At 63.9% G+C, this 15,965-nt stretch carries 9 protein-coding genes; 5 read left to right on the top strand and 4 right to left on the bottom strand.

Annotated elements, in window-relative coordinates; translation table 11 throughout:
- Window positions 1–45 precede the first annotated feature (45 nt).
- On the bottom strand, window positions 46–2,979 hold the full coding sequence (gene glnE, locus V3314_RS05380) for a bifunctional [glutamate--ammonia ligase]-adenylyl-L-tyrosine phosphorylase/[glutamate--ammonia-ligase] adenylyltransferase (protein WP_338459991.1): 2,934 nt from the start codon (window positions 2,977–2,979) through the stop codon (window positions 46–48).
- A 383-nt stretch (window positions 2,980–3,362) separates the two neighbouring features.
- Here glnE and aceE point away from each other — a divergent pair, with 383 nt between their 5' ends.
- The 5 genes from aceE (at window position 3,363) to V3314_RS05355 (ending at window position 12,206) form a co-directional block, all read left to right on the top strand.
- The gene (gene aceE / locus V3314_RS05375; protein ID WP_046614465.1) at window positions 3,363–6,008 is read left to right on the top strand and encodes a pyruvate dehydrogenase (acetyl-transferring), homodimeric type; all 2,646 of its coding nucleotides are present in this window, start codon (window positions 3,363–3,365) and stop codon (window positions 6,006–6,008) included.
- A 13-nt stretch (window positions 6,009–6,021) separates the two neighbouring features.
- Complete coding sequence (gene aceF, locus V3314_RS05370) at window positions 6,022–7,662, top strand: dihydrolipoyllysine-residue acetyltransferase (RefSeq protein WP_338459990.1); 1,641 nt, start codon at window positions 6,022–6,024, stop codon at window positions 7,660–7,662.
- Window positions 7,663–8,051: 389 nt separating this feature from the next.
- The gene (locus V3314_RS05365; RefSeq protein ID WP_046614467.1) at window positions 8,052–10,742 is read left to right on the top strand and encodes a GGDEF and EAL domain-containing protein; all 2,691 of its coding nucleotides are present in this window, start codon (window positions 8,052–8,054) and stop codon (window positions 10,740–10,742) included.
- A 168-nt stretch (window positions 10,743–10,910) separates the two neighbouring features.
- Window positions 10,911–11,579: a peptide-methionine (S)-S-oxide reductase MsrA gene (gene msrA / locus V3314_RS05360; protein ID WP_046614468.1), complete on the top strand. Its 669-nt coding sequence runs from the start codon at window positions 10,911–10,913 to the stop codon at window positions 11,577–11,579.
- 3 nt (window positions 11,580–11,582) lie between these two features.
- Window positions 11,583–12,206 carry a glutathione S-transferase gene (locus tag V3314_RS05355; protein ID WP_338459989.1) on the top strand — a complete coding sequence of 208 codons (624 nt, stop codon included), beginning with the start codon at window positions 11,583–11,585 and terminating at the stop codon, window positions 12,204–12,206.
- Between the two features lie 184 nt (window positions 12,207–12,390).
- On the opposite strand, the gene creD is transcribed toward V3314_RS05355, so the two are convergent.
- The 3 genes from creD to creB all read right to left on the bottom strand — a co-directional run bounded on the left by creD (window position 12,391) and on the right by creB (window position 15,943).
- Window positions 12,391–13,719 carry a cell envelope integrity protein CreD gene (gene creD, locus V3314_RS05350; RefSeq protein ID WP_338459988.1) on the bottom strand — a complete coding sequence of 443 codons (1,329 nt, stop codon included), beginning with the start codon at window positions 13,717–13,719 and terminating at the stop codon, window positions 12,391–12,393.
- Window positions 13,720–13,826: 107 nt separating this feature from the next.
- Window positions 13,827–15,263 (bottom strand): two-component system sensor histidine kinase CreC, encoded by a 1,437-nt coding sequence (gene creC, locus V3314_RS05345; RefSeq protein ID WP_338459987.1) that lies wholly within the window; start codon window positions 15,261–15,263, stop codon window positions 13,827–13,829.
- Entirely contained in the window at window positions 15,263–15,943 is a 681-nt protein-coding gene (gene creB / locus V3314_RS05340) for a two-component system response regulator CreB (RefSeq protein ID WP_046614472.1), read from the bottom strand. The genes creC and creB overlap by 1 nt, the downstream gene beginning before the upstream one ends.
- Window positions 15,944–15,965 lie beyond the last annotated feature (22 nt).

The raw sequence follows: 15,965 nt of genomic DNA, 5'->3' as shown, positions 1-15,965 counted from the left end.
GAGCGGCCTTGTGTCGCGATGGGCCGCAAGGCGGCCCCAGCAATCTCAAGTCAAACCCAATTCACCCCAGATCCGCCGTACCTCACGGCGTTCATCGGCAAACTGCGCCGCATCGATCACCCCGGCCTGCTTCTGCAGGGCCTGGCGGTGCGAGGCCGAGCGGAAAGCCTTGTACACTTCACGCAACAGCACCGCGTCACTGGCCGGCATCAAACCCGCCTGCTCCAGCTCTTCCAGAATGCGGATGTTATCGGTCCATCGGAGTATGGCCGGGTGGTCGTGGGACCAGGCCAAAGCGGCGTATTGCACCATAAATTCGATATCGACGATACCGCCGGCATCCTGCTTGATATCGAACGGCACGCCGGCCTCGAAGGCGTTGGCCGCGGTACCGGCTGCGGTGGCCTTGGTGCCGAGGTTGTCGCGCATCTTGGCGCGCATTTCGCTCACTTCGCTGCGCAGTTTTTCCAGGTCGCGGGCCTGGCCCAGCACCTTGGCGCGCACGCCTTCGAACGCCGTGCCCACCTGCTTGCAGCCCACCAGCACCCGGGCCCGCACCAGGGCCTGATGCTCCCAGGTCCAGGCCTCGTTCTGCTGGTAGCGCTCGAACGCTCCCAGCGAACTCACCAGCAGCCCCGAGGCACCCGACGGGCGCAGGCGCATGTCCACGTCATACAGCTGGCCCGAGTTGGTCTGGGTGGTCAGCAGGTGAATGATGCGCTGGCCCAGGCGGGTGAAGAACTGCGCACTGTCGATCGGCTTGGCGCCGTCGGTTTCCGCCTGCGGGTCGCCGTCATGGATGAATACCAGGTCCAGGTCCGAGCCATGACCCAGCTCCAGGCCACCTACCTTGCCGTAGCCGATGATGATGAAACCCGGGTCGCACAGGCTGCCGTCGCTGCGCTTGGGCTGGCCATGGCGGGCCACGGTCTGGCGCCAGGCCAGGGCCAGCACCTGGTCGAGGATGGCCTCGGCCAGCCAGGTCAGGTAGTCGCTGACTTTCATCAGCGGCAGGTTGCCGCTGATTTCCGAGGCGGCCACACGCAGGCTGTGGGCCAGCTTGAAGTGGCGCAGCGCCTCCATTTGCTGTTCCAGATCGTCCTCGGGGATGCGCGTCAGGCGTTCGCGCAGTTCGCTGGCCAGCTCCGGCGCCAGTGGCGGGCTGAACAGGCGGCCTTCATTGAGCAGTTCGTCGAGCAGCAGCGGGTAGCGGGCAATCTGCTCGGCAATCCAGGGGCTGGCGGCGCACAGGGTCAGCAGGCGACGCAAGGCGCCAGGGTTTTCGGTGAGCAGCACCAGGTAGGCAGAACGCCGTGCCACGGCCTCGACCAGCGGCAGCACGCGCTCGAGCACCAGGTCGGGGTTGTCATGTTCCACAGCCTGGGCCAGCAACCGCGGGATAAAGGCATCCAGGCGTTCACGGCCAATCCGCTGCATCGAACGCAGCTGTGGGCTGGAGCGCAGCGCGGCCAGGCGCCGCAGGGCTTCGGCGGGCTGTTGGAAACCGGCCTCCTGCAGCTGACGGCCAGCGGCATCTTCATCCTGCGCCTGCTCCCACAGCGGCGACCATTCGCCACCCACCACCAGCTCGCCCTCGCCATCTTCATCATCCGGGTCGGCGATCACCTGGCGGAAGTGCCAGTCAATGCGGCCACGCCAGTGTGTCAGCTGGTCATGGAAGCTTTGCCAGTCGGCGTAACCGAGCATGTAGGCCACCCGCGCCTTGTCGGTCTCGCTGTCCGGCAGCATTTGCGTCTGGCGGTCGGCGATGGCCTGGATGGCGTGTTCGGTATAGCGCAGAAACTCATAACCCTCGCGCAACTCGGCGACCACGGCTGGCGGCAGATAGCCCTGGCCCTCGAGGGTGGCCAGTACTTTCAGCAGCGGCCGCTGTTGCAAGCTGAGGTCGCGCCCGCCGTGGATCAGCTGGAAGGCCTGGGCGATGAATTCCACCTCGCGAATGCCACCAGCACCCAGCTTGATATTGTCGGCCATGCCCTTGCGCCGCACTTCCTGCTGGATCAGCTGCTTCATGGTGCGCAGCGCCTCGATCGCGGAAAAGTCCAGGTAGCGGCGGTACACGAACGGCCGCAGCATCTCCTGCAGCTGCGCGCCGGCCGCCTGGTCGCCGGCCACCACCCGCGCCTTGATCATCGCATAGCGCTCCCAGTCACGGCCCTGGTCCTGGTAGTACTGCTCCAGGGCATTGAAGCTGAGCACCAACGCGCCGGCCGAGCCATACGGGCGCAGGCGCATGTCCACGCGGAAAACGAAACCGTCGACGGTGACCGGGTCCAGCGCCTTGATCAGGCGCTGGCCCAGGCGGGTGAAGAACTCCTGGTTGTCCAGCGAGCGCTTCACACCTTCGGTTTCACCGCCTTCGGGGAAGGCGAAGATCAGGTCGATGTCCGACGACAGGTTCAGCTCTACCGCGCCCAGCTTGCCCATGCCCAGCACCACCATGTGCTGTGGCTGGCCGCTGCGGTTGCCGACAGGCGTGCCGAACTGCTGGCAGTGGCGCGGGTACAGCCATTGGTAGGCTTCGTCGATGGCGGCGTCGGCCAGGTCGGACAGATCGCGGCAGGTTTCGCCCAATGCGGCCTGGCGCGTGATGTCGCGCCAGATGATGCGCAGCTGTTGGCGGTTGCGCTCGCGGCGCAGGTTGCGCGCCAGCTCGTCCTCGCTCTGCGCCGCCTGAGCAGCTGCAGCGATGTGCCCGCGCAGTTCACCCGCGGCGTAACACCGATCCAGCTCGCCACTGGCCAGCAGGCCGAACAGCATGGCCGGCTCGCGCCGGACCAGGCCGAGCACGAAGTCGCTGGCGGCGGCTACCTGGTCGAACTGTTGCCGGTGCAGCGGGCTCCAGGCCTTGAGGTCGAGTTCCGGGTGGTGAGCCACAGCATCGCTGATGAATTGCTGGTTGCGTGCGACCAGTGGCTGCAGGGTAGCGGGCAGATCGGACGGCAAAGGTAGGCGCATGGTCTATCCTTGATCGGCGTGAAATAGAGGGGAATAAGCGGCCAAGGGGAAGCCGGACCACGGTTGGACTGTCGTACAAAAGTTGGAAATAGCTGAAAAAAACGTAAAATTGGCACCAAACATCAAGAATTACCCGTTCGCGACACAATGCCAACCAACATGAACGTTTTTCCTCACAAGCCAGCATGCGACGAAACGTCGCACAAATGTAGTTTTACTACTACTCGTGTCGTGTAAAAGCATGAAATGCGAAAGCAAATGTAGTAAAACTACACGGCGCCGGAGGACACCCCGGTAATCCAAGAATTCACGACGTCTGCCCATAAGGCCAGTCGCAACTTCAGGCAATCGATTCTGGTTGCCTTTCCGCCCTGGAGCAAGCCATGCAAGACCTCGATCCAATCGAAACCCAGGAATGGCTGGATGCCCTGGAGTCGGTCCTCGACAAAGAAGGCGAAGACCGCGCTCATTACCTGATGACCCGTATGGGCGAGCTGGCCACCCGTAGTGGCTCCCAGCTGCCGTATGCGATCACCACGCCATACCGCAACACCATCCCTGTCACCCACGAAGCACGCATGCCTGGCGACCTGTTCATGGAACGCCGCATTCGCTCGATGGTGCGTTGGAACGCCCTGGCCATGGTCATGCGTACCAACCTGAAAGACTCGGACCTGGGCGGACACATCTCCAGCTTCGCCTCCAGCGCCACCCTGTACGACATCGGCTTCAACTACTTCTTCCAGGCTCCGACCGAAGAACACGGCGGCGACCTGATCTTCTTCCAGGGCCACGCTTCGCCAGGCGTCTATGCCCGTGCGTTCATGGAAGGCCGCATCAGCGAAGACCAGATGAACAACTTCCGTCAGGAAGTGGACGGCAACGGCCTGTCTTCGTACCCACACCCATGGCTGATGCCTGACTTCTGGCAGTTCCCGACCGTTTCGATGGGGCTGGGCCCGATCCAGGCCATCTACCAGGCACGCTTCATGAAGTACCTGGAAGCCCGCGGCTTCATCCCGGCCGGCAAGCAGAAGGTCTGGTGCTTCATGGGCGACGGCGAGTGCGACGAGCCGGAATCCCTGGGTGCAATCGCCCTGGCCGGCCGCGAGAAGCTGGACAACCTGATCTTCGTCATCAACTGCAACCTGCAGCGCCTCGACGGCCCGGTTCGCGGCAACGGCAAGATCATCCAGGAACTCGAAGGCGTGTTCCGTGGCGGTGGCTGGAACGTCAACAAGGTTGTCTGGGGCCGTTTCTGGGACCCACTGTTCGCCAAGGACACCAACGGTGCCCTGCAGCGCCGCATGGACGAAGTCATCGACGGCGAGTACCAGAACTACAAAGCCAAAGACGGCGCGTACGTTCGTGAGAACTTCTTCAACACCCCAGAACTCAAGGCCATGGTCGAAGACCTGTCCGACGAAGAGATCTGGAAGCTCAACCGTGGCGGCCACGACCCGTACAAGGTCTACGCGGCGTACCACCAGGCGGTCAACCACAAGGACCAGCCTACCGTCATCCTGGCCAAGACCATCAAGGGTTACGGTACCGGTGCCGGCGAAGCCAAGAACACCGCGCACAACACCAAGAAGGTCGACGTCGACAGCCTGCGTCACTTCCGTGACCGCTTCGACATCCCGGTCAAGGATGCCGATCTGGAGAACCTGCCGTTCTTCAAGCCGGAAGAAGGTTCTGCCGAAGCCAAGTACCTGGCCGAACGCCGTGCTGCCCTGGGCGGTTTCGTGCCACAGCGCCGCGCCAAGAGCTTCAGCGTACCGACCCCGCCACTGGAAACGCTGAAAGCGATCCTGGACGGCTCGGGCGACCGCGAAATCTCCACCACCATGGCCTTCGTGCGTATTCTGGCGCAGCTGGTCAAGGACAAGGAAATCGGCCAGCGCATCGTTCCGATCATCCCGGACGAAGCTCGTACCTTCGGTATGGAAGGCATGTTCCGCCAGCTGGGCATCTACTCGTCGGTCGGCCAGCTCTACGAGCCAGTCGATAAAGACCAGGTGATGTTCTACCGCGAAGACAAGAAGGGCCAGATCCTCGAGGAAGGCATCAACGAAGCCGGCGCCATGTCGTCGTTCATCGCTGCCGGTACCTCGTACAGCTGCCACAACCAGCCGATGCTGCCGTTCTACATCTTCTACTCGATGTTCGGCTTCCAGCGTATTGGCGACCTGGCCTGGGCTGCTGGCGACAGCCGCACCCGTGGCTTCCTGATCGGCGGTACTGCCGGCCGTACCACCCTGAACGGTGAAGGCCTGCAGCACGAAGACGGTCACAGCCACATGATGGCGGGCACCATCCCGAACTGCCGCACCTACGATCCGACCTACGGCTACGAGCTGGCGGTGATCATCCAGGACGGCATGAAGAAGATGACCGAAGAGCAACAGGACATCTTCTACTACATCACCGTGATGAACGAATCCTACCAGCAGCCAGCCATGCCGGCCGGTGTCGAGGAAGGCATCATCAAGGGCATGTACCTGCTGGAAGAAGACACCCGCGAAGCCGCGCACCACGTACAGCTGATGGGCTCCGGCACCATCCTGCGCGAAGTCCGCGAAGCAGCGAAGATCCTGCGTGAAGAGTTCAACGTCGGTGCCGACGTGTGGAGCGTAACCAGCTTCAACGAACTGCGTCGCGACGGCCTGGCCGTGGAACGCGCCAACCGCCTGAAGCCTGGCCAGAAGCCACAGCAGACCTACGTCGAGCAGTGCCTGAACGGTCGCAAGGGCCCGGTCATCGCCTCCACCGACTACATGAAGCTGTTCGCCGAGCAGATTCGCCAGTGGGTACCGAGCAAAGAGTTCAAGGTCCTGGGTACCGACGGTTACGGTCGCAGCGACAGCCGCAAGAAACTGCGTCACTTCTTCGAAGTCGACCGCCACTTCGTGGTGCTGGCTGCCCTGGAAGCCCTGGCTGACCGCGGCGAGATCGAACCAAAGGTTGTTGCAGACGCTATCGTCAAGTTCGGTATCGACCCGGACAAGCGCAACCCACTGGACTGCTGAGGAGTATTTTTAAGTGAGCGAACTCATTCGCGTACCTGACATCGGCAGCGGTGAAGGTGAAATCATCGAGCTGTTCGTCAAGGTCGGTGATCGTATCGAGGCTGACCAGAGCCTGCTGACCCTGGAGTCCGACAAGGCCTCCATGGAGATCCCGGCCCCGAAAGCCGGCGTCATCAAGGAACTGAAGGTCAAGCTGGGCGACCGCCTGAAAGAAGGCGACGAGCTGCTGGTTCTGGAAGCCGAGGGCGCCGCTGCTGCGGCCCCTGAGGCCCCGGCCGCAGCCCCGGCCCAGGCTGCTGCGCCGGCTCCGGCCGCCGAAGCCGCCCCGGCCGCTGCTCCGGCAGCAGCCCCGGCTGCCGCCAGCGTGCAGGACATCCACGTGCCGGACATCGGCTCGTCGGGCAAGGCCAAGATCATCGAAGTGCTGGTCAAGGTCGGCGACACCGTCGAAGCCGACCAGTCGCTGATTACCCTGGAGTCCGACAAGGCCTCCATGGAAATCCCGTCGCCGGCTGCCGGCGTGGTCGAAGAGGTCCTGTGCAAGCTGGAAGACGAAGTCGGCACTGGCGACCTGATCTTCAAGCTGAAAGTCGCGGGCGCTGCCCCGGCTGCAGCTCCTGCACCTGCCGCTGCTGCCCCGGCCAAGGCTGAGGCGGCTCCGGCCGCCGCACCTGCCGCTGCAGCCCCGGCTGCTGCCCCTGCACCAGTTGCTACCGCACCGGCTGCCGGCAGCAACGCCAAGGTTCACGCAGGCCCGGCGGTTCGTCAGCTGGCCCGGGAATTTGGCGTCGACCTGGGCGCGGTTGCCGCGACCGGTCCACACGGCCGCATCCTGAAAGAAGACGTGCAGGTCTACGTCAAGGCGATGATGCAGAAGGCCAAGGAAGCACCGGCAGCCGCTGGCGCAACCGGTGGCGCAGGCATCCCACCGATCCCTGCCGTGGACTTCAGCAAGTTTGGTGAAGTGGAAGAAGTCGCCCTGACCCGCCTGATGCAGGTCGGTGCTGCCAACCTGCACCGCAGCTGGCTGAACGTGCCGCACGTGACCCAGTTCGACTCCGCCGACATCACCGAGCTGGAGGCCTTCCGCGTTGCGCAGAAGGCCGTGGCCGAGAAAGCTGGCGTGAAGCTGACCGTACTGCCACTGCTGCTCAAGGCCTGCGCCTTCCTGCTCAAGGAACTGCCGGACTTCAACAGCTCGCTGGCGCCAAGCGGCAAGGCCATCATCCGCAAGAAGTACGTGCACATCGGCTTTGCCGTGGACACCCCGGACGGCCTGCTGGTCCCTGTGATCAAGAACGTCGACCAGAAGAGCCTGCTGCAACTGGCTGCCGAAGCGGCTGCGCTGGCCGAAAAAGCCCGCACCAAGAAGCTGTCGGCCGACGAGATGCAAGGCGCCTGCTTCACCATCTCCAGCCTCGGCCACATTGGCGGCACCGGCTTCACGCCGATCGTCAACGCGCCGGAAGTGGCTATCCTGGGCGTCTCCAAGGCGACCATGCAGCCGGTCTGGGATGGCAAGGCCTTCCAGCCGAAGCTGATGCTGCCGCTGTCGCTGTCCTACGATCACCGTGTGATCAACGGCGCTGCCGCCGCGCGCTTCACCAAGCGCCTGGGCGACGTGCTGGGCGATATCCGCACCATGCTGCTGTAAGGCAGCCCGCTGCCCCTCCCCGCGAGGGGCAGTACCCTTTTCGAGCTGCCACGCTCGTACCTCAACCCCGTCGATTGGCGGGGCTTTTTTTGCCCGGATTTTCCGGGAGGGCTGCACCCTCTGTGGGAGCGGGTTCACCCGCGAACACCGGCGCAGCCGGTGCCATGTACTGTGTTGGATTGTTCGCGGCGGTTCGACGCCTCGATAAACCCGCTCCCACAGGCCGCAAAGCGGCCCCGGAAATATCAGCCAGACTACAGATTCCCACCCACCAGCCGATAACCCGTCCACAGCATCACGCATGGCTGCTTGCCAGCCCCCGGGACATGATGCAACCTTGCCAGACCTGCCGCCCCCAAGGCCGCGTTCCCTCTTCAAGCGAGTCTTCGATGAAAAGCCAACCCGATGCCGCCAGCCGTGTGGCGGCCGAGGTCGTCACGCAGTTACCCGTGCCCTCGCGGCTCGGCATGCTGCGTTTCGAAAGGCTCAACGAAGCCAGCTGGACCATGCTCTACCTCGACCCGGCCTGCGAGCGCCAGTTCGGCCTGCACGCCGGCGACCTGTGCGCTCTGGTAGACGCACCCTATGCCAGCCTGATGGAACCCGAAGCCCGCTATCGGCTGCACGACGAGATCCAGCTGCAACTGGCCCAGCGCGGCTACTACCGCGTGCGCTACACCTTGCACACGCCAACTGCATCGCTACGCCTGCTGGAGGCTGGGGAAGCCTACAAGCAGCACAACCGCCACCTGTTGCGCGGCTACCTGAGCGTGCTCGACGACCAGGCCGAAGATACTGGCGAGGCCGGTGCCAGCGACCTGGAATCGCGCAACAACCGCCTGCAATTGGCCCTGCAACTGAACCAGCGGGCGCAGCAGGAACAACTCGAGCACCTGGAACGGGTACGCGGGCAGCAGGACCTGATTCTGCGTCTGGCCCGCCAGCGCTATAGCGCCGGGAACTCGCTGCGGGAAGCCGCCCAGCTGATAACCCAGAGCGCCTGCGAGATCTACAAGGTGGACAGCGCCAGCATCTGGCACCTGGAAGACCAGCGCCTGGAGCCCATCATCGCCTGGTACCGGGATGCGCAAGAGCACCGCCAGCCCGAAGCAATCGATGCCAGCCACTTCCCCGATTACCTCGACGCGCTGCACGCCAGCCGCGCCATCGACGCCCACAATGCCGGCCACGACCCGCGCACCCGCGCCCTGGCGCAAAGCATGTGCCCGGAAAACAAGGCCATGCTCGATGCCAGTATCCGTGTCGATGGCCAGGTAGTCGGCGTGCTGTGCCTGGAACAGACCGGCCAGACACGGGCTTGGCAGTCGGACGAAATCGCCTTTGCCGGCGAACTGGCCGACCAGTTCGCCCAAGTCATCACCAACCACAACCGGCGCACCGCCGCCAGCGCCCTGCACCTGTTCCAGCGTGCGGTCGAGCAAAGCGCCAGCGCCTTCCTGCTGGTCAACCGCGACGGTGTGGTGGAGTACGTCAACCCCAGCTTTACCGCCATCACCCAGTACAGCACCGAGGAAGTGCAAGGCCGCCACCTGGGCGAGTTGCCGGCGCTGGAAAACCTGAGCGAGCTGCTGTTCGACTCGCCGTCGAGCCTGGCCATGGGCAACAGCTGGCAGGGCGAGTTCAAGAGCCGGCGCAAGAACCTCGAGCCCTACTGGGGCCAGCTGTCGATTTCCAAGGTATACGGCGATAACCGTGAGCTGACTCACTACATCGGCATCTACGAAGACGTCACCCAGACCAAGCTGGCCCAGCAGCGCATCGAGCGCCTGGCCTACACCGACAACCTGACCAACCTGGGCAACCGCCCGGCGTTCATCCGTAGCCTGGACGAGCGCTTTGCCCGTGATGGCGAATACTCGATGTGCCTGCTGCTGGTGGATATCGACAACTTCAAGCGCATCAACGACAGCCTCGGCCACCAGACCGGCGACAAGCTGCTGATCAGCCTGGCCCGGCGCCTGCGCAACAGCCTGCACGCCGGCGGTATCCTGGCGCGCTTTGCCAGTAACGAGTTCGCCGTACTGCTCGACGACACCAGCCTGGAAGATGGCCAGGGCGTGGCTCAGCAATTGCTGCGCACCCTCGACAAGCCGATGTTCGTCGACAACCAGTTGATCAACGTCACCGCCTCGGTGGGCCTGGCCTGTGCGCCACTTCATGGTGCCGACCCGGCCAGCCTGATGAAGAACGCCGGCCTGGCGCTGCACAAGGCCAAGGCCAACGGCAAGCACCAGGTGCAGGTGTTTACCGAAGTGCTCAATGCCGAAGCCAGCTACAAGCTGTTCGTCGAGAACAACCTGCGTCGCGCCCTGACCCAGAACGAACTGGAGGTGTTCTACCAGCCCAAGCTGTGCCTGCGCAGCGGCCGCCTGCTGGGGCTGGAAGCACTGCTGCGCTGGAACCACCCCGAGCGCGGCATGATCCGCCCGGACCAGTTCATCAGCGTGGCGGAAGAAACCGGCCTGATCATCCCCATCGGCAAATGGGTGGTGCGCCAATCGTGCCGCATGAGCCAGCAACTGCGCCAGGCCGGCATGGGCAACCTGCATGTGGCCATCAACCTGTCGCCAAAGCAGTTCTCCGACCCGGACCTGGTGGCGTCGATCAGCACCATCCTCGAGGAAGAAGCCCTGCCCCCGCACCTGCTGGAGCTTGAGCTGACCGAAGGCCTGCTGCTGGAGGCCACCGAAGACACCCACCGCCAGCTGGATGAGCTGAAGGCACTGGGCCTGACCCTGGCCATGGACGATTTCGGCACCGGTTATTCGTCGCTGAGCTACCTGAAGAAATTTCCGATCGACATCCTCAAGATCGACCGCAGCTTCATCAACGAGATCCCGGACAACCAGGACGACATGGAAATCACCTCGGCGGTGGTGGCCATGGCTCACAACCTCAAGCTGAAGGTGGTGGCCGAGGGTATCGAGACGCCGGAGCAGCTGGCGTTCCTGCGCCGGCACCGCTGCGACGTGGGCCAGGGCTACCTGTTCGACCGGCCGATTCCGGGGCGCGAGCTGGCTGAACGGCTGAAGCGTTACCCGCGCGGTCCTCTGGCCTGACAGCCGCGCAAACCTCGGGCACTATAGAAACCATCAGGGCCCTATCGCCGGCAAGCCAGCTCCCACAGGGACCGCTCATATCTCAAAACCTGTGGTATCCATGTGGGAGCTGGCTTGCCGTCGATGGCTCCACCACCTATCCAACTGAATAAACACAGAGGAACCGCCATGGTCCTGCGTTCGGAAATCCTGGTGAACAAAAACGTCATGCCAACCGCGGAGCAGGCCCTGCCTGGCCGCGAAACGCCAATGAAGCTGCCCGAGTTCCACTACGTGTTCAAAGACACGCCGCTGCTAGGCCCGTTCTTCGAAGGCGCCATCGACTTCGCCATCTTCGGCCTGGGTTGCTTCTGGGGCGCCGAGCGCCGCTTCTGGCAGCGTGAAGGCGTGGTCAGCACAGTGGTCGGCTACGCTGGCGGCTTCACCCCCAACCCTACCTATGAAGAAGTGTGCTCGGGCCTGACCGGCCACACCGAAGTGGTGCTGGTGGTGTTCGACAAGGACAGGGTCAGTTACCGCGAGCTACTGGCGATGTTCTGGGAACTGCACAACCCGACCCAGGGCATGCGCCAGGGCAACGACATCGGTACCCAGTACCGCTCGGCCATCTACTGCACCAGCCCTGAACAACTGGAACAGGCCAAGGCCAGCCGCGACGCCTTCCAGGCCGAACTGAGCAAGGCCGGCTTTGGTGAGATCACCACTGAAATCGACCAGGCACCGACCGTGTACTTCGCCGAGGCCTACCACCAGCAGTACCTGGCCAAGAACCCGGACGGCTACTGCGGTATCGGCGGTACCGGCGTGTGCCTGCCACCGAGCCTGCAGGGTAACTGAAGCATGAGCACGATGACTTTGTTCCACTCGCCGTTGTCGCCTTTCGTGCGCAAGGTCATGGTGGTGTTGCACGAGACCGGCCAGCTTGAGCGCGTGCAGCTGCAGCCGGTGAATATCAGCCCGGTCAGCGGCGACCTACAGCTCAACCAGGACAACCCGATCGGCAAGATCCCGGCCCTGCGCCTGGAAGACGGCACCGTGCTGCATGACAGCCGGGTGATCTGCGAGTACCTCGACTTGCAGCACGTCGGCCTGCCGCTGCTGCCGCGTGAAGGCTCGGTGCGTTGGCGGCGCATGACGCTGGTGTCGCAGGCCGATGCCATCATGGATGCGGCGGTGTCGAGCCGCTATGAGACCTTCCTGCGCCCTGAAGACAAGCGCTGGGAGGGTTGGCTGCAGGCACAGGGCGACAAGATCCGCCGTAGCCTGGCCAATCTGGAGCAGGAGCATTTGCCCGAGTTGATGTCCGGGTTCGATCTGGCAGCGATCGGCGTGGCCTGTGCGCTGGGGTATCTGGATTTGCGCCAGCCCGAGTTTGGCTGGCGTGAACACCAGCCTGGCTTGGCGGCGTGGTATGCCGAGGTGGCCAAGCGGCCTTCGATGGTGGCAACAGCACCGACAGCCTGACGGGCCGCTATCGCCGGCAAGCCAGCTCCCACAGGTACTCACAGCTCTTGAATCCTGTGCTGTACCTGTGGGAGCTGGCTTGCCGGCGATTAGGCTGCAAAGCAGCTCCCGCCTCACTTCGGTATCACAGGAAACAGCAACCCGATCCTCAAGGCCAGCCACCGCCCGATCTCTTTGTCCTCCCTCATGCCGCCCTCCCCACCCGAGCCCAGTCCAGTCGTCGGGTCAGCACCATGAACACCCCCAGCAGGCCAAAGCACAGCAACGAGCCCATCAACAGCGCATAATCCTCGGCACTCAGCAGCCCGTAGAGCAGCGCATACAACGCCGCCAACCCCACCGCAAAGCCCACCCCACGCCCCAGGCTGCGCAACACATGGCTCAGGTAGAAGCCGATCAGCAGCACACACGCCGAAGCTGACAGCCCATACGCCAAACCAAAGCCGATGTGCTCGGACAACGACAGCAACAGCAGGTAGAAGAACGCCAGCGCCCCCCCCACCAGGATGTACTGCACCGGGTGCACGCTGAGGTTCTTCAGTACTTCGAACAGGAAGAAGCCGGCGAAGGTCAGGGCGATGAACAGCAAGGCGTACTTGATCGCCCGCTCGCTCTTCAGGTACTGGTCCACCGGGTCGACGAAGCTGACACCGAAGCTGCGTTCGCTGAAGTCCGCACACTGCCCGGCGGTGGCGCACTGGTGCACGGCGTCTTCGAGGTTGGTGGCAAAGAACGAAGTCTGCCAGTGGGCAGTGAAGCCCTGGGCGTCGATGTTGCGGCGACTGGGCAGGTAGTTGCCGACGAAGCTCGGATGTGGCCAGTTGGCGCGCAGGTCCACGGCGCTGCTGCGGCCCACCGGCACTACGTGCAGCTGGCCGGTGCCTTGCAGTGCGAGATCGAAACCGTAGCTGAATTCACGCGCCTGCAGGCCGTCCAGCCCCGGCAGGCTGGCGTGCACGCCGCCGCGCATCCAGTCGAGTCGGGTACCGGCTTCGAACGGCACTTTCTGCTCGTCCATGCTCAGCTCCAGGCCGTTCTCGATGCCGCGGATATCGCTTATGCCCACCACCAGGAACGGCTTGTCGAAGCGGTAGTCGTCGAAATCCTTGTCGATGCCCCAGCGTTCCGGGAGTTTGAAGCGGCCACTGATACGGCCCGTGGCATGGAACAGCCGGGCCTGGTAGATGCCACGGGCGCGCAGTTCGGTGTCCACGCCCAGGTCAGCGTCGAAGATTTCCGGCAGGAAGTACAGGTGCCCGGCAATGGTGCTGGTTTCCTGGGTGCGCTCGCCGTCCTTTTCGATCCAGCGGCGCTCGTACTTGCGGTAGGGCACCACCAGCAGCGGGCCGCTGAGTTGCTGGTCGAAGCTGGCGCTCTGGGCGATATCACGCAGCACACTGTCGCGCAGGGCCTGGCGTTCACCGATCAGGCCGCTGATCAGCAGTAGCGGGACGAGCAGTAGCAAGATCAATACAGCGATCATGCCGAGTTTGAAACCGAGGGTCTTGTTCATGGGGCCTCCTGTGGCAGTGGGCGCAGTGTCTGCGCCTTGCGTGGAGGCATCGGGGAGATGGTGTGGAGATTGTGTGTTTTTGGGGCTGCTGCGCAGCCCCGGCAATGTCAGCTGATACGCCGCACCGGCAGCCACAACCTTACCCGCACCCCACCATCGACGTTATCCACAGCCAACGCCCCGCCATGCAGCTGCATCACCTCGGCCACAAAATTAAGCCCCAACCCGGTGCTCTTGCGCCCACTCCCCGGCCGCGGCAGCGAGTAGAACCGCTCGCTCACCCGCCCAATGGCATAGGCCGGTATCGCCTGCCCCTGGTTGAACACGCTCAGCGCCACCCGTTCGCCATCGCGTTCCAGGTCGAACAACAGCGCGCCTCCCTCCGGGGTGAAGTCCAACGCGTTGTCGAGCAGGTTGGCCAGCGCCTGGCGCATCAGAAATGGGTCACACAACAAGCGCAAACCAGCCGGCACCCGCTGGCGCACCTGCAAATCGGCACCTTCGATACGCGCCGCATGGGCCAACAGTAACTCGTCCACCAACGCCGCCAGCGCCACCTGCTGCTCATCCTCCAGCGCCTGCATCTGCTCGACCCGAGCCAGGTTGAGCAGGCGTTCGATCATCTGCTGCAAACGCTCGCTCTCGCGCTCGATGTTACCGGCAAAGCGCGCCCGCTGGTCAGCCGGCATGTCATCGGCCTGCAACAGCTCGGAAGCGCCACGAATGGCCGCCAGCGGGCTTTTCAGCTCGTGTGTCAGGGTATGCACATACCGCTCGACATAGGCCTTGCCCTCAAGTTGCGTGCGCATGCGCTCGACGGCCTGGGCCAGGTGCGCCAGTTCGCCACCCTTGTAGTGCGGCAGGGCGGCGCGCTCGCCCTCGCTGACCGCCTGGGCGTAGCGGGCCAGCCGGCGCAGCGAGCGCGCCAGCCACCACGACAACGCGGCACCGATCAGCAGGCCCAGGCCGATCAGCCCCAGGCCCAGGGTTAGCAAGCGCCGTTCGGAGCGGTCGATGTACGGTTGCAGCGAGCTGTTGGGCTTGGCCACGGTGACCACGCCGATGATCTTGCCATCGTCGATGATCGGCGCGCCCACGTGCATCACCGAGGTGCTTTCATCGTCGGGGTCACTGCGGGTGGAGCGGGCGCCGTACTGTCCACGCAAGGTCAGGTACACGTCATTCCACTTCGAGTAGTCCTTGCCAAGGTCCTCGCCGCTGGAGTCCAGCAGCACGGTGCCCTTGGCATCGGTGACATAGATGCGGTGGCTGACCTGGTTCTTGGCCAGGCCCCAGATCTGCGCACCCGGGCTGCGCGAGCCATAGGCCTTGAGCACTTCGGGCAAGCGGCTCTGGTTCAGGGTGCCGGCCTTGACGTCATCGTGCAGGATCTCGGCCAGCAGGTTGGCGGTGTCTACCAGCGTTTCTTCCGAGGACTGGCGCACCACCGGACGGATCTGTTCGCGCACCGTGTTAAGCAGAAAGTAGCCCGCCAGCCCGACGAACAGGAAGTACACCAGGAAGATCCGGATGCCCAGGCGCATCAGGCATGGTCCGGGCTGTAGCTGTAGCCGAGGCCACGGTGGGTCTGGATCGGTTCGGCATCGCTGGCCACCTGGCGCAGCTTGGCGCGCAGGCACTTGATATGGCTGTCGATGGTGCGCTCGTAGCCCACGTCAGAGGCCACGCCCACGGCGTCCAGCAGCTGTTCGCGGCTGAATACCCGGTGCGGTTGCTCGAGCAGGCATTGCAGCAGGCGGAATTCATGGCGGGTAAGGGGGAGTGGCTGGCCGCGGTAGGTGATCTGCATGCGCAAGGTGTCGAGCTGGAACAGCGTGGCCTCGACAGCGGGCTCGACCCTGGGGCCCATGCGCTTGAGGATCGCCCGTACCCGCGCCGCCACTTCACGCGGGCTGAAGGGTTTGACCACATAGTCGTCTGCACCGATTTCCAGGCCCACTACCCGGTCGATTTCGCCGTCGCGGGCGCTGAGGAACATTACCGGTACTTCGCTGAATCGGCGCAGCTGGCGGCAGGTTTCGAAGCCACTGATATCAGGCAGGCCGATATCGAGGATGACCAGGTCGGCCGGGCGCTGGCGCTGCTGGTCGAGGGCGGCGCTGCCCAGGGTTACCCATTCGGTGCTATGGCCGTCGGCCTGCAGGGCGTAGACCAGGGTGTCGGCGATGGCGGCTTCGTCTTCGACGATGAGGATGTGGGGCATGGCGTCCGGCCTAACTGGGGGC

This window comes from Pseudomonas sp. TE3-3-F2023 (genome assembly GCF_036784815.1).
Classification (GTDB): domain Bacteria; phylum Pseudomonadota; class Gammaproteobacteria; order Pseudomonadales; family Pseudomonadaceae; genus Aquipseudomonas; species Aquipseudomonas pudica.
The sequence above is the reverse complement of the archived record's forward strand: the minus strand, read 5'-3'. Positions and strand labels throughout refer to the sequence as shown.